Annotated in this window: 19 protein-coding genes; 16 read left to right on the forward strand and 3 right to left on the reverse strand. The window is 44.0% G+C overall.

The window, feature by feature from the left end; all coding sequences use genetic code 11:
- Nucleotides 1–21: 21 nt before the first annotated feature.
- Together G596_RS0106670 and ispE are read right to left on the reverse strand one after the other, a co-directional pair.
- A complete protein-coding gene (locus G596_RS0106670; RefSeq protein ID WP_022761063.1) occupies nucleotides 22–456 on the reverse strand; it encodes a DUF1934 domain-containing protein in 435 nt (144 codons plus the stop codon).
- A 37-nt stretch (nucleotides 457–493) separates the two neighbouring features.
- The gene (gene ispE, locus G596_RS0106675) at nucleotides 494–1,369 is read right to left on the reverse strand and encodes a 4-(cytidine 5'-diphospho)-2-C-methyl-D-erythritol kinase (protein WP_330361222.1); all 876 of its coding nucleotides are present in this window, start codon (nucleotides 1,367–1,369) and stop codon (nucleotides 494–496) included.
- A 243-nt stretch (nucleotides 1,370–1,612) separates the two neighbouring features.
- Between ispE and G596_RS0106680 the strand changes: the two genes are divergently transcribed.
- Nucleotides 1,613–2,254, forward strand: a complete 642-nt coding sequence (locus G596_RS0106680) for a hypothetical protein (RefSeq protein ID WP_022761065.1) — start codon at nucleotides 1,613–1,615, stop codon at nucleotides 2,252–2,254.
- An 87-nt stretch (nucleotides 2,255–2,341) separates the two neighbouring features.
- Here the strand turns inward: G596_RS0106680 and G596_RS0106685 are convergent, their stop codons facing one another.
- Entirely contained in the window at nucleotides 2,342–2,815 is a 474-nt protein-coding gene (locus G596_RS0106685) for a hypothetical protein (protein ID WP_022761066.1), read from the reverse strand.
- Between the two features lie 171 nt (nucleotides 2,816–2,986).
- Here G596_RS0106685 and tig point away from each other — a divergent pair, with 171 nt between their 5' ends.
- The 15 genes from tig (at nucleotide 2,987) to G596_RS0106760 (ending at nucleotide 19,474) form a co-directional block, all read left to right on the forward strand.
- Nucleotides 2,987–4,198 (forward strand): trigger factor, encoded by a 1,212-nt coding sequence (tig, locus tag G596_RS0106690; RefSeq protein ID WP_022761067.1) that lies wholly within the window; start codon nucleotides 2,987–2,989, stop codon nucleotides 4,196–4,198.
- Nucleotides 4,199–4,228: 30 nt separating this feature from the next.
- Nucleotides 4,229–5,620, forward strand: a complete 1,392-nt coding sequence (asnS, locus tag G596_RS0106695) for an asparagine--tRNA ligase (RefSeq protein WP_022761068.1) — start codon at nucleotides 4,229–4,231, stop codon at nucleotides 5,618–5,620.
- Nucleotides 5,621–5,738: 118 nt separating this feature from the next.
- Nucleotides 5,739–7,154 carry a C40 family peptidase gene (locus G596_RS0106700; RefSeq protein ID WP_022761069.1) on the forward strand — a complete coding sequence of 472 codons (1,416 nt, stop codon included), beginning with the start codon at nucleotides 5,739–5,741 and terminating at the stop codon, nucleotides 7,152–7,154.
- Between the two features lie 55 nt (nucleotides 7,155–7,209).
- Nucleotides 7,210–8,658 carry a deoxyguanosinetriphosphate triphosphohydrolase gene (locus G596_RS0106705; RefSeq protein ID WP_022761070.1) on the forward strand — a complete coding sequence of 483 codons (1,449 nt, stop codon included), beginning with the start codon at nucleotides 7,210–7,212 and terminating at the stop codon, nucleotides 8,656–8,658.
- A 100-nt stretch (nucleotides 8,659–8,758) separates the two neighbouring features.
- Entirely contained in the window at nucleotides 8,759–10,318 is a 1,560-nt protein-coding gene (guaA, locus tag G596_RS0106710) for a glutamine-hydrolyzing GMP synthase (protein ID WP_022761071.1), read from the forward strand.
- 348 nt (nucleotides 10,319–10,666) lie between these two features.
- A complete protein-coding gene (locus G596_RS0106715; protein WP_022761072.1) occupies nucleotides 10,667–12,400 on the forward strand; it encodes an ABC transporter ATP-binding protein in 1,734 nt (577 codons plus the stop codon).
- A gap of 15 nt (nucleotides 12,401–12,415) precedes the next feature.
- Nucleotides 12,416–14,200 carry an ABC transporter ATP-binding protein gene (locus G596_RS0106720; RefSeq protein ID WP_022761073.1) on the forward strand — a complete coding sequence of 595 codons (1,785 nt, stop codon included), beginning with the start codon at nucleotides 12,416–12,418 and terminating at the stop codon, nucleotides 14,198–14,200.
- Between the two features lie 164 nt (nucleotides 14,201–14,364).
- The gene (locus G596_RS21275) at nucleotides 14,365–15,102 is read left to right on the forward strand and encodes a sensor histidine kinase (RefSeq protein ID WP_022761074.1); all 738 of its coding nucleotides are present in this window, start codon (nucleotides 14,365–14,367) and stop codon (nucleotides 15,100–15,102) included.
- Between the two features lie 2 nt (nucleotides 15,103–15,104).
- On the forward strand, nucleotides 15,105–15,587 hold the full coding sequence (locus tag G596_RS0106730) for an NfeD family protein (RefSeq protein WP_022761075.1): 483 nt from the start codon (nucleotides 15,105–15,107) through the stop codon (nucleotides 15,585–15,587).
- A 1-nt stretch (nucleotide 15,588) separates the two neighbouring features.
- Nucleotides 15,589–16,554 carry a flotillin-like protein FloA gene (floA, locus tag G596_RS0106735; protein WP_022761076.1) on the forward strand — a complete coding sequence of 322 codons (966 nt, stop codon included), beginning with the start codon at nucleotides 15,589–15,591 and terminating at the stop codon, nucleotides 16,552–16,554.
- A gap of 43 nt (nucleotides 16,555–16,597) precedes the next feature.
- Entirely contained in the window at nucleotides 16,598–17,335 is a 738-nt protein-coding gene (locus G596_RS0106740; RefSeq protein WP_022761077.1) for a LytR/AlgR family response regulator transcription factor, read from the forward strand.
- Between the two features lie 3 nt (nucleotides 17,336–17,338).
- The gene (locus G596_RS21280) at nucleotides 17,339–17,644 is read left to right on the forward strand and encodes a hypothetical protein (protein WP_022761078.1); all 306 of its coding nucleotides are present in this window, start codon (nucleotides 17,339–17,341) and stop codon (nucleotides 17,642–17,644) included.
- A 23-nt stretch (nucleotides 17,645–17,667) separates the two neighbouring features.
- A complete protein-coding gene (locus G596_RS23620; RefSeq protein WP_022761079.1) occupies nucleotides 17,668–18,414 on the forward strand; it encodes a GNAT family N-acetyltransferase in 747 nt (248 codons plus the stop codon).
- Between the two features lie 93 nt (nucleotides 18,415–18,507).
- Nucleotides 18,508–18,993, forward strand: a complete 486-nt coding sequence (locus G596_RS0106755) for an NUDIX hydrolase (protein ID WP_022761080.1) — start codon at nucleotides 18,508–18,510, stop codon at nucleotides 18,991–18,993.
- Nucleotides 18,994–19,009: 16 nt separating this feature from the next.
- Nucleotides 19,010–19,474 (forward strand): NUDIX hydrolase, encoded by a 465-nt coding sequence (locus G596_RS0106760; RefSeq protein WP_022761081.1) that lies wholly within the window; start codon nucleotides 19,010–19,012, stop codon nucleotides 19,472–19,474.
- The last annotated feature ends 27 nt before the right edge of the window (nucleotides 19,475–19,501 follow it).

Genomic DNA, 19,501 nt, shown 5'->3' on the forward strand with positions numbered 1-19,501 from the left:
ACGCCGGTAGAGTTTAAATAATTACATATTATCCGGAGTAAAGGATATCCTTACCTTTGAATCCGAGATTTTATCGCCGTCCAGCTGCAGTTCATACTGTACATGGGCGGTGATTTTTTTTGGATTTTCTTCAATCATGAGATGCCTTGTTATGGCAGTCATTTTCATCAGGCCGTAGGGAGTCTTATAGTCGGTGTCCCAGGTTTTTCCCAGTGAAAAATACAGCTCCGAATCCAAAGCACCGGTCTGAACCATGCGAAGAAAGCCCTCACCGATCTCAAGCCTGTGGGAAGTAACTGCAGGTGCCTCTCCGGGAGTATCTGACATATCTTCCGTATATGTGATTATGTAGGTGGTTCCCTGCTGGTCGCAGCTTGCCGGGAACTCCTGCTTTATTATTTCGGGAGTTCCGTCGCCGTGATCGTGGGAGCCGACGATTTTAAGTGTTCCGTTCATTCATACTCCGTTTTATAAAAATATAATTGTAATGGACTTATAAATTTGAGCTAATGGGCTTTGTCAGGAAAAGCTCAGGGGCAATACCTCTGCCTTGGAGTTCCTTTATGGCGTTATTTGCGCTGACAAGATCCTTATTCTCAAAAATACCGAATACTGTAGGGCCGCTTCCGCTCATGCGTGCGCCTTTCGCGCCGTTTGCCAGAAGAATCTGCCTTATTTCCTCTATAACAGGATATTTTCCGGATGTAATAGGCTCTAAAACATTGCCGAGGCGATCAGTTATTCCGGTAAGGTCGCCCTCTTCTATGGCGGATTTTATTCCGTCAATGTCCGGATGCTCTGCAATGGGTGCCGAATCAAGAGTCGTGTAAGCCCAAGCGGTTGATACATCAAGAAGTGGCTTTGCAATTACAATATGACAGGAGGGCATGTCGGGGAGAGCTGTAAGTTCTTCTCCTATTCCTTCCGAAAGGGCGGTACCACCCTTTATGCAGTAGGGAATGTCCGCACCTTTTTTTACTGCAAGGTCACATAACTCCTCGGTATTAAGACCGAGATTCCAGAGTTCGTTAAGTGCAATGTATGTCGCAGCAGCATCGGTGCTTCCACCGGCCATTCCGGCAGCCATGGGTATGTGCTTCTCAAGGCGGATAGTTACACCCAGGTCTGTGGCATTACAGTGAGAACGAAGTTGATCAGCAGCCTTATAGATCAGGTTATGTTCGTCCGTGGGAATTCTGGGATCCGATGTCTCTATTACTATTTTATTATCGTCTCTTTTTTCAAAAGAAAGATCGTCTGACAGGTCAATGCTCTGCATGATCATTCGCACGAGATGGTAGCCGTCATCACGTCTTCCGATTACGTCAAGGCCTAAATTTATTTTCGCGTATGCTTTTCTTGTGATCAATAGAATATCCTCCTTCAATCATCAAACTGTAAGTATCATACCATACTTTATAAATAGTTTACATTTTGCGGAGAAGTATATGGTAATAGTACAAATTTTATAATTATTTAATTGAAAATAGCTAAAAAAATACTTAAGGTTAAATTGAAAAGAGTCGATAAATAAGATGAGTAATACTGTAAGTATGCCTTGGCATACCAGTCGTATCGGCGTCAGATCATTTGGCGTAGAAAAGGAGTTCATATGGGCGTAAACGGAGTTACGGGTGTAGACCAAACCACGTATTACGAGCCGACGACGACCGCAAAGGTAGCAGAATCAACATCTGAGGATAAAACAGCGAAAACCGCTGAAGCAAAAGATACCGGAAAAGCTGCGGTTTATGAGAAGTCGGATAGTGTGGCAGCACCTACAACCAATAAGACTTACACAAAGAACGAAGCAGTTGTCAATATGCTAAAGAGCGACCTGGAGGAAAGAACCAATCAGCTGAAGGATATTGTATCCCAGATGATTTCCAAACAGGGAAACGCCATCGGAAAAGCCGATGATATCTGGTCTTTCCTTGCAAGCGGCGACTATACGGTTGATGAACTTGCAAAGAAGAAAGCGCAGGAAGAGATATCTGAGGATGGTTATTGGGGCGTAAAGCAGACCTCACAGCGTATTCTCGATTTTGCAAATGCTCTTACAGGCGGAGATCCCAGTCAGATCGAAAAGATGCGCTCAGCATTTGAAAAGGGATTTAAGGAAGCAACCAAGGCCTGGGGCAAAGAACTGCCGGATATTTCAAAGCAGACCTACGATGCAGTCATGAAGGGATTTGACGAAATGGCTGAAAAGAATAATGAAACAACTGCTGAGACCGGTGAAATTGAAGCATGATTTTTACAAATTAAATATTGAATAATGAAAAGGACTGTGAGCATATGCCACAGTCCTTATTTTGTAGTATTTTATTAAAGTATCGGATTACTTAAGGGGCTTTGCGCCGGCCTTCTCCTGAGCTCTGGAAATGAGATCCTTCCAGAATCCCTTTTTCTCTTCCTTATGAGCAACACCGCCGCGGATACCCTTAACACCTATAACATAGATTCCGCTCACATCAGCCTTAACTTCCTTTTTAACAGGTACAGAATCAAAGATCTTTTCATCGCAGACAAGATTCATGATCTGGGGACCAACCTTAACCTTAAGGATCGGAAGCTTGGAACGACGAAGAAGCTTGGGAGTGTTCTCCAAAACAGCAGAAGGAAGACCTGCCTCATTGATCTTCATACGCTTTTTATCAATGACGAGCATGGAAATGCTCTGCTTCATAGCCTCCATCTGTGCCTGCTGCTCTTCCTGACGCTTCTGGGCTTTCTTACCGAGAATGGTCAGTACAACAAGACCTATAATAAGAACTGCAATAATTACTAATAATACGATTAATACCGGATTCAAAACATTCCTCCAAACTATACAAAAAACTGATTGTTGCGACTAGCGAAAAACATCGCGCAAAAAGTATTTTATCATTGAATGCGGTTACAGGCAACAAAATACTTTAACATAAGTAGAAACTGTGCTAGTATTAAAAAAGTTTGATTTTTGTTTTCAAGGAGTAAATGTTATATGAAAAAAATAGTGTCAGTTATGATGGCTGCGGTAATTGCTGCGGGAGCACTTACAGGATGTGCCAAGGCAGGCAAAAACGCCGATGCTGCATACCTTAAGGATATTAAACTTACAGATTATGTAAAGCTTGGAGAGTACAAGGGATTGTCCATAGAAGTTGCATCCCCTGAAGTTACAGACGAAGAGGTTGAGCAGTACATGCAGTATATAAGCTCTTCCATGAAGGCTACTGTTGAGGTAACAGACAGAGCAGTTCAGGAGGGTGATACAGTCAATATCGATTATTCCGGTAAAAGAGCAGATACCGGCGAGGTATTCGATGGTGGTACTGCTGAAGGATATGATCTTACAATAGGCTCACATTCTTTTATTGATGGTTTTGAGGACGGTCTTATCGGAGCACAGATTGGTGAGACAAGAGATTTGAATCTTACTTTCCCTGAGAATTACGGCGCTGCCGAGCTTGCCGGTGCAGATGTTATTTTCACGGTAAAGGTCAACAGCATAAAAGTTAAGCCAGATCTTGACGATGCTTATGCAGCTTCACTTGGAATAGAGAATGTATCTACTATTGATGAACTTAAGGCATATCTTAAGAGCAGACTTCTCGAGGAAAAGCAGACAGATTATCAGAATGAAGTAAATAATAAGATTCTTGAAGCTGTTACCAATAATTGTAAATTTTCAGAGACTCCTGCTGCAGCCCTTGAGCGCTTTAAGGGATTGTACACAGATCAGGCAAATCTTGTTGCATCATATTATTCAGCAAATTACGGTACCAATTATTCAACAGACCAGGTTCTTTCAATGCTGATGTCACAGGATGGCTTTACAGGAGAGCAGGAAGAGTATCTTGCAGATAAGTCGGTTGAACTTGCAAATCAGTTCATAATGCTTGGAGCAATTGCTGAGGCTGAGGGTATTGAGGTAACAGAGGACGAACTCAACGAGAAGCTTAATACCGATATGGCTAATGCAAATGCTACTGCCGAAGAAGGTAAGTCGGTTGCCAGCCTTGATGAGTACAAGAAGACAGTTGATGTTGAGAATGTGAAGGAGAATCTCCTTACAAATAAAGTTATTGAGTTCCTTGCAGCAAATGCAGTTGTTACAGAGCCTACAGCCGATGCGACAGAGGCCGACAGTTCAGCAGAGACTGATGAAGCAGCACAGACAGACGCAGCAGAGGAAGCAGAAAGCGCAGATTGATCCGAATAACGGACAGATACGGAGGTATATATGGAACTGACAGATATCAGAGAGCTCTTTGCAGCTCCGGAAAAATATGCAGATAAAGAAGTGACGGTTGGCGGCTGGATCCGTAATATTCGTGATTCTAAGACTATCGGATTTGTTGTATTAAATGACGGTACATATTTTTCACCCCTTCAGGTGGTTTATTCTGATGAGCTTAGCAACTTTGCAGAAGTAAGCAAGCTCAATGTAGGAGCAGCTATCATTGCTACAGGTAAGATCGTAATGACTCCTGATGCAAAGCAGCCCTTCGAGATGCAGGCAACAGGTATTGAGATCGAGGGACCTTCAACTCCCGATTATCCGCTTCAGCCTAAGCGTCACTCTCTTGAGTATTTGAGAACACTTCCTCATCTTCGTGCAAGAACAAACACATTTGAGGCAGTTTTCAGAGTTCGTTCACTTGCAGCATATGCTATTCACTCATTCTTCCAGGAGAGAGGCTTCGTATATGTTCACACACCGCTTATCACAGGTAGTGACTGTGAGGGTGCAGGTGAGATGTTCCAGGTAACAACAATGGACCTGAACAATGTTCCCAAGACTGAGGACGGAGAAGTTGATTATTCAAAGGATTTTTTCGGAAAGCCGGTAAACCTTACTGTTTCAGGACAGCTTAACGTTGAAACCTATGCATTTGCATTTAAGAATGTTTACACATTTGGCCCCACATTCCGTGCAGAGAACTCAAACACAACACGTCACGCTGCTGAGTTCTGGATGATCGAGCCCGAGATGTGCTTTGCAGATCTTAAGGATGATTGTGACTGTGCAGAGGCTATGCTTAAGTATGTTATCAACTATGTACTTGAGAATGCACCTGCTGAGATGGAGTTCTTCAACACATTTGTAGATAAGGGACTTATCGAAAGACTTAAGAATGTTGCAAACAGCGATTTCGGTAGAATTACATATACCGAGGCGGTTGAGCTTCTTAAGAAGCACAATGATAAGTTTGATTACAAGGTAGATTGGGGTTGTGACCTCCAGACTGAGCATGAGAGATATCTCACAGAGGAGATTTTCAAAAAGCCTGTATTCGTAACTGATTATCCGAAGGAAATCAAGGCTTTCTATATGAAACTTAACGAGGATGGCAAGACTGTTGCAGCTGCTGACTGTCTTGTACCCGGAATCGGTGAGATTGTCGGTGGAAGCCAGAGAGAGGATGATCTCGAGACTCTTGAAAAGAGAATGGATGAACTTGGCCTTAAGAAGGAAGATTATCAGTTCTATCTTGACCTTCGCCGTTACGGTTCAGTTCGTCACGCCGGATTCGGACTTGGTTTCGAACGTTGCGTAATGTACCTTACAGGTATGGGCAATATCCGCGACGTTGAGTCCTTCCCTCGTACAGTAGGAAACTGTGAGCTGTAATTCGAGCATAATATCTGAATAATCAAGCTGCTTCATTTTCTATGAAAAATAAGAAAATGAGGCGGCTTTTTTGATATAATAAAATAGAATAAGAGTTTTGTTTTTTTATGGGGAATAAATGAGAAAATACACATTTAAAGCATATAAAAAATATATTTGTGCAATTATGGCGGCAGTCTTTGTTTTGAGCTCCGGCAGCACCGCTTTCGCTACGACCAGTAAGGAACTTAAGGAGCAGCAAAAGGAGCTGGAAAAGGAGAAAAAAACTCTGGAAAAGCAGCAGGATGCCATTGAATCAGAACAGCAGCAAAGCCAGAGCGGTCTTGACAATGCAAACAGGGATATCAGCAATATTCAGGGAGAGCAGGCTGAAATCCAGGAAGGCATTAATGCTGCAAATGAGGAACTTACAGGCCTGCTCACAAGTATAGATCTGATTCAGTCCGATATTGAGGATACTCAGGTAAAGATAGAGAAGACTCAACAGGAATATGATGAGGCGAAGTCTCAGGAAGAAACACTTTATGATGCCATGAAAAAGCGCATAAAGTTTATGTATGAAAAGGGAGAGTTCTCCTATGCTGAGCTTTTGTTACAGGCGCAGAGCGTCGGAGATATGCTCAACAAAGCCGGATATGCCGAGGAACTCTATGATTATGACAGAACAAAGCTGTCAGAGTTTGTTGCGGTAAAGGAGGCTGCTCAGCAATACGGAGAGGAGCTTGAAGAAGCAAAGTCTGAACTTGAGACCTCACAGTATGAGCTTAAAGAGGAACAGGCTTATGTTGAGACAGTTATAGACCAATATAAGAAGCAGTATGCAAACTTTGATGTGCAGCTTGCAAAGGCGAGACAGAACGCAGCCGTATATTCCGAACAGCTAAAACAGCAGACCTCGCAGATAAGGGATTTGCAGGCTAAGATTGATGCAAAGGATGCTGAAGTAAAAAAGACAAAGAAGGCAGCAGACGAAGCCGCATCCAAGGAAGTGGAAGAGGCTAGAAAGAAGAAGGAAGCAGAAGAGGCTGCAAAGAAGAAGGCGCAGGAAGAACTCGCAAAGAATACTGCCACCGACGACGATGATGAGGATGATGACGACGATGATGCCGGACAAAGTAGTGCATCTACAGCAAGCAGTGAAGCTCCGTCAGCCCAGGCTTCAAATACAGCACCTGCTCCTGCCGGTTCTGCAAGCGGACAGAATATAGCAAATTACGCCTGTCAGTTTGTCGGCAATCCTTATGTTCCGGGAGGAACCAGTCTTACAAACGGTGCAGACTGTTCGGGATTTGTTTATGCTGTTTACAAAGCATTTGGAATCACTGTCCCGAGAACTTCCTATTCTCAGGCAACCTATGGCCGGGAGGTTTCATATCAGAATGCCCAGGCCGGGGATGTAATTTATTACGGCGGACATGTCGGAATCTATCTGGGCGGCGGAAGAATTGTTCATGCAAGTACCGCCAGAACCGGAATAAAATACGAGAATGCAACCTACAGAACAATACTTACAATTCGTAGGTTTGTGGGATAAATAAGCCTTCTCCTATGGAGAAGGTGTCAGCGAAGCTGACGGATGAGGGTAAAACGTGGAATGGAATAAACTTCTTTGCGGAGACAGAATCCGCCCTATTCAAAAACGAGAGGGGTCACAGGATCTTCGCAGTGAATTTGAAAAAGACTATCACAGAATAATAGGAAGCGCTTCTTTCAGGAGGCTTCAGGACAAGACCCAGGTATTTCCGCTGGATCAGTCCGATTTTGTGCGGACAAGGCTTACGCACTCTCTGGAGGTTTCCTCCTTTTGCAAATCTCTTGGACAGAACATAGCAAGGAAAATATTAACGCAGATAAAGGACGAGAGCTTTGATCCGTCCTACCAACAGGATATCTGTGACATTTTGCAATGCGCAGGACTTTTGCATGATATAGGGAATCCGCCTTTCGGTCACTTCGGAGAGACCGTGATAAGGGAGTGGTTTAAAGATAATTTGCCAAAACTTCGTTTTTCAAAAGACACTGTTGGGAGTGGTACAGGTTTTGAAGAAGGGAGACCGCTTACCGAGATTCTGAATCCTCAGATGCAGAACGATTTTTATAATTTCGAGGGTAATACCCAGGCGCTTCGAGTGGTAAGTAAACTGCATTACTTAGTTGATGAGCACGGAATGAACCTTACGAAAGCTCTTTTGGCTACCATTATAAAGTATCCCGTTTCATCGCTGGATGTTGATAAGAAGAACCCTGATATATGCTGTCACAAGATGGGTTATTACTATGCGGACAGAGAGCTTTTTAAGGACATAGAGGATTCCTGCGGCTTAGGCGGAAGACGTCATCCGCTGACATATATTCTTGAGGCAGCTGATGATATAGCATACAGGACAGCTGATATAGAGGATTCTTATAAAAAGGGAAGAATCAGCTTTGACATGCTGGTAAGGGAGCTTGAGAAGAGATGCTACGAGGATCAGTCGGATCATGTGTACAGAGACCTCATCGGAACATTGAAATACAGATACGGCAAGGGAATCGAGCATGGAGTAAGTGATCCGGGCGGATATGCGGTTCAAAATTGGATCATTGCTGTGCAGGGAAGGCTTATTTATCTGGCTACGGACAGCTTTGCTGAGCATTATAACGAGATCATGGATGGATCCTTTGGCTCAGAACTCCTTGAGGGTACCGAAGGGAAACATATTGTGGATGCCCTGGGAGAAATTGCCGTAAAATATGCATTCAATTCGGAGCCGATATTAAAGATTGAAGTGAGTGCGGATCAGATTCTGACCTATCTTCTGGACAGACTTGTGCCCGCGGCAATAGGCTATGATACCGGAAATAAGCTGCGTCCTATAGATTCCAGGATGATGTCGTTCATATCGGATAATTATAAAAAGATATATCACATTTATTCTGAGGGAAAGACAGAGGATGAAAAGCTTTATTTGAGGCTTCTTCTTGTGACTGACTATGTATGCGGCATGACTGACAGTTATGCGAAGAGGTTGTATCAGGAATTGAACGGACTAATATAGATTTGTGATATATCTGCAGGCTTGCTTTTTTTTGCTATTGCATTTATTGTAATTTAAGCGATAAACAGAATTTTTCACATCAATGATGAAAGAGGAAAATATGGATAAAGAAATGGTAGTGGTCCTGGATTTCGGCGGACAGTACAATCAGCTTGTAGCCCGTCGTGTCAGAGAGTGTAACGTTTACTGTGAAATCTATTCCTACAGAACGCCTATCGATCAGATTAAGGCGATGAATCCCAAGGGAATTATCCTGACGGGTGGTCCGAACTCCTGTTATGAGGAGGGAGCACCGACCTACACTAAGGAATTGTTTGAGCTTGGCATTCCGATTTTGGGATTGTGCTATGGCGCCCAGCTTATGATGCATGTGCTCGGAGGCAAGGTTGAGAAGGCACCTGTAAGAGAATACGGTAAGACGAATACTTTTATAGATGGTGCTAAAGATACACTTTTTGCAGAAATTGAGGATGAAACCATTGTCTGGATGAGCCATTTTGACTATATCAGCAAGGCTGCACCGGGATTTGAGATTGTTGCGCATACAGCGGACTGCCCTGTTGCTGCAGCAGCCTGTGAAGAGAAAAAACTCTATGCTATCCAGTTCCATCCTGAGGTTCTCCATACAGTTAAGGGTAAAGAGATTCTCTACAATTTTGTAAGAGGAATCTGCAAGACAGAAGGATCCTGGAGAATGGATTCTTTTGTGGAAAATACAGTAAAAGAGATAAGAGAAAAGGTTGGAGACGGCAAGGTGCTTCTTGCTTTATCGGGCGGTGTTGATTCATCAGTTTTGGCAGCACTTCTTGCAAAGGCTATCGGCAAGCAGCTCACCTGCGTGTTCGTTGACCACGGTCTTCTTCGTAAGAATGAAGGCGATGAGGTCGAGGGCGTATTTGGCCCTAATGGAAATTTCGATATTAACTTTATCCGCGTAAATGCGGCAGAAAGATATTATGCAAAGCTCAAAGGCGTTGAAGAGCCTGAGAGAAAGCGCAAGATTATCGGTGAAGAGTTCATCAGAGTCTTTGAGGAAGAGGCCAAGAAGATTGGAACGGTTGATTTCCTCGCTCAGGGAACTATTTATCCCGACGTTGTTGAATCAGGCCTTGGCGGTGAGTCCGTTGTGATTAAGTCTCACCACAATGTCGGCGGACTTCCGGATTATGTCGATTTTAAAGAAATTATCGAACCTCTTCGTTCACTGTTTAAGGACGAAGTTCGTAAGGCTGGACTTGAGCTTGGACTTCCCGAGTATCTTGTGTTCCGTCAGCCTTTCCCCGGACCGGGACTTGGAATTCGAATAATCGGAGAGGTTACAGCCGAGAAGGTTCGCATAGTTCAGGATGCCGATTATATCTACAGAACAGAGCTTGCTGAGGCGTTCAAGGAAGGCAAGATGCAAAAGCTTCCCGATCAGTATTTTGCAGCTCTTTCAAATATGAGATCTGTCGGAGTTATGGGTGATGAGAGAACCTATGATTATGCAGTAGTTCTCCGCGCCGTTGAGACAATCGACTTTATGACAGCCGAGGCTTCAGAGATTCCTTTTGAGGTATTACAGCGTGTTATGAGCCGTATCATCAACGAGGTCAAGGGTGTCAACAGAGTAATGTACGATCTTACAAGTAAGCCTCCGGGAACGGTGGAACTGGAGTGAAAATTCTGTAAATTTCAAATATTGTATTGACAAAGAGTTTCAATTAGCATAATGTAGTAGTTGCTTGTGACACTGTAAACTATTTTTTCAGAAAGGAGGTAAACGCAATGATTAAGACTAGGCATAATGATGTACTGAACATGGTAATTGTGGTTACCTCGCAGAAGTTTGCCAAGTAATTCTATAAGGCTTATTTTGGCGTGGTATCCGCTCAGGAGACCACGCCTTTTATATTTTTGGGCACATGCGCGCGATGTGCTGCAGGCGATAACTAGGCGATAGGGTCTCCGATCCTGTCGCTTTTTGTTTTGCGCACAACTGTGCGTTTGTAGATATAGGGGTGAAACAATGAAAAAGTATTTGATAAAAAACTGGTGGCGATACCTGATCGGAGGAATCTCTCTGATCTGCAGCACCGCAATTGATGTAATGCTGCCTTTCGTTACCCTGTCCATGGTTGACGACGTCATCGTGGGCAGAAATATGGATATATTCAGGAGAGACATTATTCTCTTCGTAGCAGCAGGTCTTGGAAGAGCCTTCTTCCAGTTTATTAAGGAGTTCCTGTGCGACATGTCAGGATGCCGCGTGGCATCGGGCCTTAGAAAAGACATGATGAAGCACATATTCTCCCTGAACAAGGGCTATTTTGACAAGAACAACACCGGCGAGCTCATGGCAAGAGTCAAGGACGATGCCGGATCAGTATGGGATCTTACGGGATTTGTGGGCATGCTTTTGACTGAAGCAACCGTTTATTTCATAGGCGTTGTAATCTGTATGATCACACTAAACTGGAAGCTCAGCATAATCCCGCTGGCATTTATGCCTCCTCTTGCATATGTGGCCCTTCACCTTGAGAAAAAGCTCGGCAAGGACTACGACGAGATCAGCGAAAGAAATGCCGATCTCACCAAAGTTGTTGAAGAGAACATCTCAGGTGTCAGAACTGTAAAGGCATTTTCTGCCGAGGGCCTTGAGATGAAAAAGTTCGATGAAAAGAACGAAGCCTACGGCGATGCGAACAAGCAGTTTGCTTCCGATCTTGCGGACAGCGATCCTCTTATCGGCCTGATCCCCAAGATTATGCAGGTTCTGGTGGTGGCCATTGGCGGCTACGCAGCCATCAAGGGCAGCATCACCTACGGAACTCTTGTTGCATTCGTGTCATATTCAATCCAGGTAGTATGGCCCATTGAAAACCTTGGCTGGATGCTTTCCCTGGTTTCTCAGGGTCTTGCAGGCTACAAAAAAATTAACAAGGTTATGAAGACCGAGCCCGAGATCACAGATACTTGGGCAAAAGAGCTGCATAAGGAGGGTAACAAGTCGGGTGAGATCAGCTTCGATCATGTGAGCTTCAACATTGACGGCAAGACAATCCTGAACGATGTCAGCTTTAACTTAGGAAAAGGTAAGACCCTTGGAATCATGGGTGCCACCGGTGCCGGAAAGAGCACCATCGTAAACCTTATTGAGAGGTTCTACGACGTCACAAGCGGCAGCATAAAGATCGAGGGAAAAGACATCAAGAAGATGCCCCTTAGTGATGTAAGAGCTTTTTCCTCGGTTGTAACGCAGGATGTATTTCTTTTCTCGGATACCATCACTGAGAACGTCAGACTTGGATTCAAGGACACAATGGACTTAAGAACCGTTAAGTCAGCCATCAAGAGTGCTCACGCTCAGGAGTTTGTCGAGAAGATAACCGACAGCTATGACGCTGTCATCGGAGAAAGAGGCATCGGCCTCTCCGGAGGGCAGAAACAGAGACTTTCCATTGCGAGAGCTCTTGCCAAGAAGGCAGATCTTCTGGTGCTGGATGATTCTACATCCGCACTGGATATGGAAACTGAAGCAGCAATTCAACAGGAGCTTCAGGAAAAGAATGATATGAGCAAGATCATCATCGGACACCGTATTTCTTCAGTGAAGGATGCCGATGAGATCCTTGTACTTGAAAACGGAAGGGTGGCCGAGAGAGGAACCCACTCTGAGCTCATCAGAAAAGGTGGTCTGTATTACAGCACATATGAGGCTCAGTATGGAGACTACCACAAAGCTATGGCTGCCTGCGAATAAGGAGGTGCATATTATATGGCAATAAACAGCACCAGAGAGGATGAGGATTTAAAGGAGACCCTAAAGCTTGATGTATTGGGGCGTCTTCTTAAAAATCTTTTGGAATATAAGGGAAAGATTGCGCTGGTAACAATACTTATACTGATCACAGTAGCAATCTCAACCACCTATCCTCTGCTGATTGAAAAAGTAATAAACGACGAGATCATAGACAAGAATGTAAAAGGCCTGTTCATTATGGCAGGTATTATGGTAGCCATGGCTCTCATACACTACGTAGCCACCAGAATATGGAGGCGCATAATGGCCACCATTTCCAATGATATGATAAAGAACATCAGAAGAAGGCTCTATGTTCACATTCAGGAGCTGGGAGTGGATTTCTTTGATCAGAGGCCTTCAGGCAAGATTCTGGCCAGGGTAACCGGAGACGTAAATGCTCTTAAGGAAGTTCTCTCCAGCACTATTACAACCCTGGCTCCCGAGGCCATAAGCCTTGTGGTGATCCTGGCAATAATGATCATCAAGAGCCCTGTCCTATCTCTTTCTGCGGCAGTGGCAGTTCCCATCATCATGCTGGGCCTGTTCTTCTGCGAGATTCTTGCCCACAAGAGATGGCAGAAATGGAAGAAGAAGGACTCCAACATGACAGCCTTTATCCACGAGGGTATAGAGGGCGTGTCGGTAATTCAGAGTTTCAACGCTCAGGAGGAATCCTCCAGAGAGTTCAACGGAATAGTAAACGAAGTCATCCATGCCTTCAGATCCGCAGTTCTCATCGCCGACCTGTACAGTCCCACCATTGAGATTGCAGGCGGCCTTGGAACAGCAACTCTGTATTACCTGGCTGTGACAAAACTCGGTGTGACACAGGAATCACTGGGAACTCTGTCGGCCTTCGTATTGTATCTGGGAATGTTCTTTAGTCCCATTAGGAACCTTGCCAGTTACTACAACAAGCTCATAACCAACCTCTCATCTGCAGAGCGAGTTTATGAGATAATGGACATGGAGCCTCTGGTAAAGGATGGCGAAAAGGCTATTGATCTTCCTGAGATCAAGGGCAATGTGGAATTTGATCATGTAACCTTTGCTTATCCTGATGAGCCCGATGTGGACATTCTCCACGATGTGAGTTTTACAGCTGGGCAGGGTGAGACCATCGCACTTGTTGGTCCAACCGGTGCAGGGAAGACAACCATTGTCAGCCTTCTTAGCCGCTTTTACAACACCAAGGCGGGAAGAATTTTGGTGGATGGATATGACATCAGCAAGGTTACCATCCAGTCTCTGAGAAATCAGTTTGGCATCATGACCCAGGACAATTACCTGTTCTCGGGAACCATCAGGGACAACATCAAGTACGGAAGACCCGATGCCACTGATGAAGAGATGATAGAAGTTTGCAAGGCGGTTCACGCGCACGACTTCATCAGCAAGCTGGAGAAGGACTATGACACCGTCATAACCGAAAGGGGCGGAGGACTTTCCAACGGCCAGAGACAGCTGGTGGCTTTTGCGAGAACTCTTTTGACGGATCCCAAGATACTGATCCTGGACGAGGCCACAGCCAGCATTGACACCGGAACAGAGATCCTGGTTCAGCAGGGAATCGAAGAGCTTCTTAAAAAGAGGACTTCCTTTGTGGTGGCCCACAGACTTTCAACCATTAAGAATGCGGACAAGATCTTTGTCATCGACGATGGCGGAATTCTGGAGTGGGGTGACCACGAGAGCCTCATGGCAAAGAAGGGCGCTTACTACGAGCTGTACTCCGCTCAGTTTGTGAAAGCCTCATAAAAATGAGAACGAAAACAATTGGAAGGAAAAATGAAAATGGAACTATGGGATGCCTATGATGAGCTAAATGTCATTTCAGTCTGTTTTTTGTATAATTGAGAAGATATGGATTGATGGAAAATCTGGCGATGCTAACATGAGTATATAGAAAAACGGAGGCGGTTGTGGGAGATACACATTTATATCTTATCTTAAGTGTCACATTGGTTGTGATACTCATAGGCTGCATTGCCATCCTGATAAGAAATTACATGAAGCTGATTGCCAGGAATGATGCCCTTCGCGAAAGTATCGATAACCTGTGCAGGCTGAATGACAAACTCAGAATGGACAGACACGACTATCTGAATCATTTGCAGATTGTGTATGGCCTGATGGAGCTTGAGGAATATGAGGAAATGAATTCATATCTCAGGAAGGTTTACAAGGAGTTGCTTAAAACAGGAAAAGCTGTAAAGACGTCAAAGCCTGCGATAAATGCACTTCTGGCAGCCAAGTCGGCGGAGGCAGAAGCAAAAGAGATTGAGTTTCTGATTGAAGTCAAATCTGATCTTAAAAAGCTGAGTATTGAAGACTGGGAGCTGTGCAAAGTCCTTTCCAATCTGATAGACAATGCTGTTAAGGCGCTTGAGGATTTTGACAGCGGAGAAAAGACGATCAGAGTGAACATTACGGAAACGCCTGAGAGATACATTTTCGATGTGGAGGATAATGGCCCTGAGATTCCGGAGAGCATAAGAGAGAGTATTTTTAAAAAGGGATTTTCTACCAGGAAAGAAGAGGGCCATGGAATGGGGCTCGCAATCGTATCCGAAATCTTGAATAAGAGCGGTGGAGACATTGAACTTTCGTCAGACGAAGAAGAAACTGTCTTTACCGTAAGCTTTGAAAAAGGAGAATAGTTATGGGAGCAGTTCAGATATTGGGAGTGCTAGCCCTGATAATAGGGATACTTCTGATAGGTGTCGAATTCTATATGCCGGGCTTTGGATTTCCGGGGATTGCCGGCATCATTTTTACCGCAGCAGGTATCTTTTTAACCGGAAGAAATGTTCAGGAACGAGTTATTGTGGGCGTGATAGCTATCGTTGTTATAGCAGTAATGCTGGTGATAAGCATCATAGTATTCAGTTCAAAAAAGATAAAATCACCGATTAAGCTTGATGAGGACCTGCGGGGCAAAAACCTGTTTATCGATGAGAAGGACATGGAGTATCTTATCGGGAAAAGAGGTGTTGCCATAACGGACTTAAAACCCTCCGGAAAAGGTGAATTTGACGGAGTTAAGTTTGATATTCTTTCTGAAAATTATTATATAAAAAAGGATTCACCCCTTGTTATAACAGAAGTAAAAAACAACAGGATAATGGTTGAGGAGGATAAGTAAAATGATGGCAACTATAATAATAGCGGCAATAGTAATCATACTGATAGCAGCGTTTTTTGCAGTGATACCGGTAGGAATGTGGATTTCAGCAGTAGCCAGCGGAGTAAAGATAAGTATCTTTTCCCTGGTGGGAATGAAGCTTAGAAGGGTAAAGCCTGCCAAGATAGTTAGCCCTCTTATCAAGGCGACAAAAGCGGGCATCAATGTTACAACCAATCAGCTTGAAGCACACTATCTTGCAGGCGGAAACGTAGACAGTGTGGTAAATGCTCTTATTGCAGCAGAAAGAGCCAGCATGAACCTTTCTTTTGAGCAGGCATCGGCAATTGATCTTGCGGGACGTGACGTTTTTGAAGCGGTAACAATGAGCGTAACCCCGAAGGTTATTGAGACACCTCAGATCTCAGCCGTAGCAAAAGACGGTATAGAGCTTCTTGTTAAAGCCCGTGTGACTGTCAGAACCAATATTGATCAGCTTATCGGTGGCGCCGGAGAGGCAACTGTGCTGGCAAGAGTAGGAGAAGGTATCGTAACTACTGTTGGCTCGGCTACAACGCACAGCAGTGTTCTTGAAAATCCCGATGATATTTCCAAAGTTGTTCTCGAAAAGGGGCTTGATTCCGGTACAGCCTATGAGATCATGTCCATTGATATTGCTGATATCGATATTGGAAGAAATATCGGTGCTAACCTGCAGAGCCTTCAGGCGGAGGCCAACACCAAGATTGCACAGGCCAAGGCAGAGGAGAGAAGGGCAATGGCTGTAGCTCTTGAACAGGAGATGAAGGCAGAAGTTGTTAAGGCGGAAGCAGATATTCCAAGAGCGATGGCAGAAGCTCTCAGGTCAGGTAATCTTGGAGTTCTTGATTACTACAATCTCAAGAATGTTCAGGCAGACACGAAAATGAAGAATGACATAGGAAGCGGTATTGCCGAATATGTCGAGACTAAGAAGGACAAGAACTAAGTTTACCGGGTAATACGGAAAAGAACTATTAAGGGGCGAAGATATGATAAGAGTAATGGTAGTTGAGGACGAGGAGCAGATCAGGAATATTTTAAAGAAGATGATAGAGAAGACTCCTGATTGTGAAGTTGTATCCTCCTGCGGAAATTTTGCTGCAGCTATCAGCGACTTTATCAGACTTCGCCCCGATGCAGTTTTCATGGACATAGACCTTGCGGGTGAAAGCGGCCTTGACTGTGCCAGGGCTATCACCGAAGTGGATCCGAAGGTGAAGATTATTTTTGCAACAGCTCACAGCGAGTACATGGCTAATGCCTTTGAAATATATGCTTTTGATTATCTTGTAAAACCCTTCGACCTGGAGAGAATCGGTAAGACACTTGGCAAAATAAAGAGTATGTCGTCCGGGAATGCTACCGGTTCCAATGGTGCTAAAACAGAGACCGGGTATGAGAAGCTGGTTATTCGTGGCAAAGAAGAGATAAACCTTATAGATACTAAGGATATCATAATGATAGAACGGTCCGATGGCATCTGCAGAATAGTGACCGGGGACGAGATTTTTCTTACATCAACGTCTCTATCCTCTATCCAGGATAAGCTGGATCCCGACAAATTCATGAGATGTCACAAGTCATATATCATAAGAGTTGAAGCGGTCAAAAAGCTTGAGGTATACGGCAGGTGGACATATACAGTAACTCTTAAAGATACCGATGAAACTGCGCTTATGACCTCGGAAAAATATAATGAGATGAAACAAAAGTTTTGTGGGTTTTGAAATATGTATTATCACGCATCACCGTTTGGGAACACTTCCAGGCTGGAGCCTAGAATTTCTAATCATGGAATCACTTTGATCTATTTTTCAAGAAAAAGAGAAAATGTGCTTGTCTATCTTAGTAATGCAGTAGAGAAGTATTGCAGAGAAACAGGCTTTGCTTTTGATGGAATCTGGCAAAAGTGGGGACCATATGGTTTTGATAAGGAGGGGCGTCTTTGCTTAGAGGAGTATTATCCTAATGCCCTTGAAGAAACATATAGTGGCGTTTCGGGATACATTTACAGCGCTTCTGAGATAGAGAATTGAGAAAGGAAAATTAAGAACTAATCATGTTCAAAGAATACTATGAAAAGCTGTTGGAGCGGATATCCATTGATTTTAACTGTACCCCGGCAGATTTAAGGGAAAAGAAGATTATTATCACGAAGCCCGCTTTGAATGAGGGGAGAAGGAGTTACAGCCCGGGTATGCCATTCCTCGAAATGGCTACTCTCGGAGATAGCACTGTCATCATGGCAGATGAATGCCTGCAGGATTTCCTGAAGGAGCTGATAAAAGATAAGGAGGCGCATCGTCTGTTTGAATTTGATAATCTTCTGAAGTTAAATGAAGAACTGAAACCGTATGGCTACCAAATGAATCATACGCATCACATGTTCCTGCCCTGCTGTGATATCAAGGTGGAAGAGCGTTTCCGTGTTAAATGGCTATATAATAGTGAAATAAGTCAGTTTTACGGTGATTCACGCTTCCCGAACGCAATTGCTTATCCTGAGCCTTGTCCGGTTCGGCCGGACAGGATCGCAGTCATTGCGCTTGATGGGGATAACATTATGGGTATGGCAGGCTGTTCTGAAGATGCACCACACTGGCAGCAGATAGGAATTGATGTTTTACCTGAATACCGGTCAAGAGGGATCGGATCCTATCTTGTGACTCTGCTTAAAAACAAGATTATTGAAATGGGCGATGTTCCTTTCTATGGGACAGCGACAGCAAATATTCAGTCACAAAACGTTGCCATTAAAAGCGGCTTCAGACACGCATGGGTGGAAACCGAGGCTATGAAGGTCTAAAAAGCTACAAAAGACATATAATCTGTATTTGACTTCGCCCTTGGGGCATGCTTTATCATTTTCTAAAAATATAAACATCAGGGAAGGTCTCCTATGAATATTGATGACTATATCGAGTTATACAAAAAAGATGGTTACATTAAGGAAATGAGAAAGCATGTTGGACATGCTCCTGTGATGACCTGTGCCTGCGGTGTGATAATTGAAAATGACGAGGGCGAAATCCTTTTACAAAAGAGGCAGGATAACGGGTGCTGGGCCATTATAGGCGGAGCCATGGAAATGGGTGAGACTTTTGAAGAAACCATCAGAAGGGAAGCCTTGGAGGAATCCGGTCTTACGCTTGGAAAACTTGAGGTGTTTCAGCTCTATTCGGGGAAGGACCGCATAATACAATATCCTAACAGTGACATATGTTTTGGTCCGGGAATAGTTTTCATCACAAAAGAATACACCGGTGATATCGTGAATGATCCCGGCGAGGTGATGGAGCACAGATTTTTTGGAAAAACTGAGTTGCCTGAAAATCTAAATGAGTACGATAGAAAAATTATCCTTGAGTGGGTTAACAGAGGCTAACTGGCGGAGGAGAGCAATGCATTTTGACAAATCTCACAACTACATTGGATGGCTCAGAAGCAAGGTCGGCCATGAAAAAATAATGCTCGTATTTGCAGGCGGCTGTATCTTCAACGATAAGGGAGAAGTTCTCCTTCAGAGAAGAGGAGATAGTAACAAATGGGGATTTCCGGGAGGTGCTGTTGAACTTGGTGAAACACCTGAAATGGCAGCAGTACGCGAGGCAAAAGAAGAGACCGGACTTGATGTTGAAGCAGGTAAGATAATCGGAATCTATACGGATAGCGATATTGAATATCCCAACGGAGATAAGGCTCACAGTATTTGCATAGCCTATGAGTTAAAAGTCGTAGGCGGAGAATTATTCTGTGATCAGGAAGAGACATTGGAGCTTAGGTATTTTTCAAAAGAGGATAAGCCGATTTTGTTTTGCAAACAGCACGAAGAAATGTGGCAGGATATTTTTAGTGGAAACTGTTGACAAGAAAAATGTTTGGTGTTTGAATAA

It is taken from the genome of Butyrivibrio sp. AD3002, assembly GCF_000420905.1.
Taxonomy (GTDB): domain Bacteria; phylum Bacillota; class Clostridia; order Lachnospirales; family Lachnospiraceae; genus Butyrivibrio.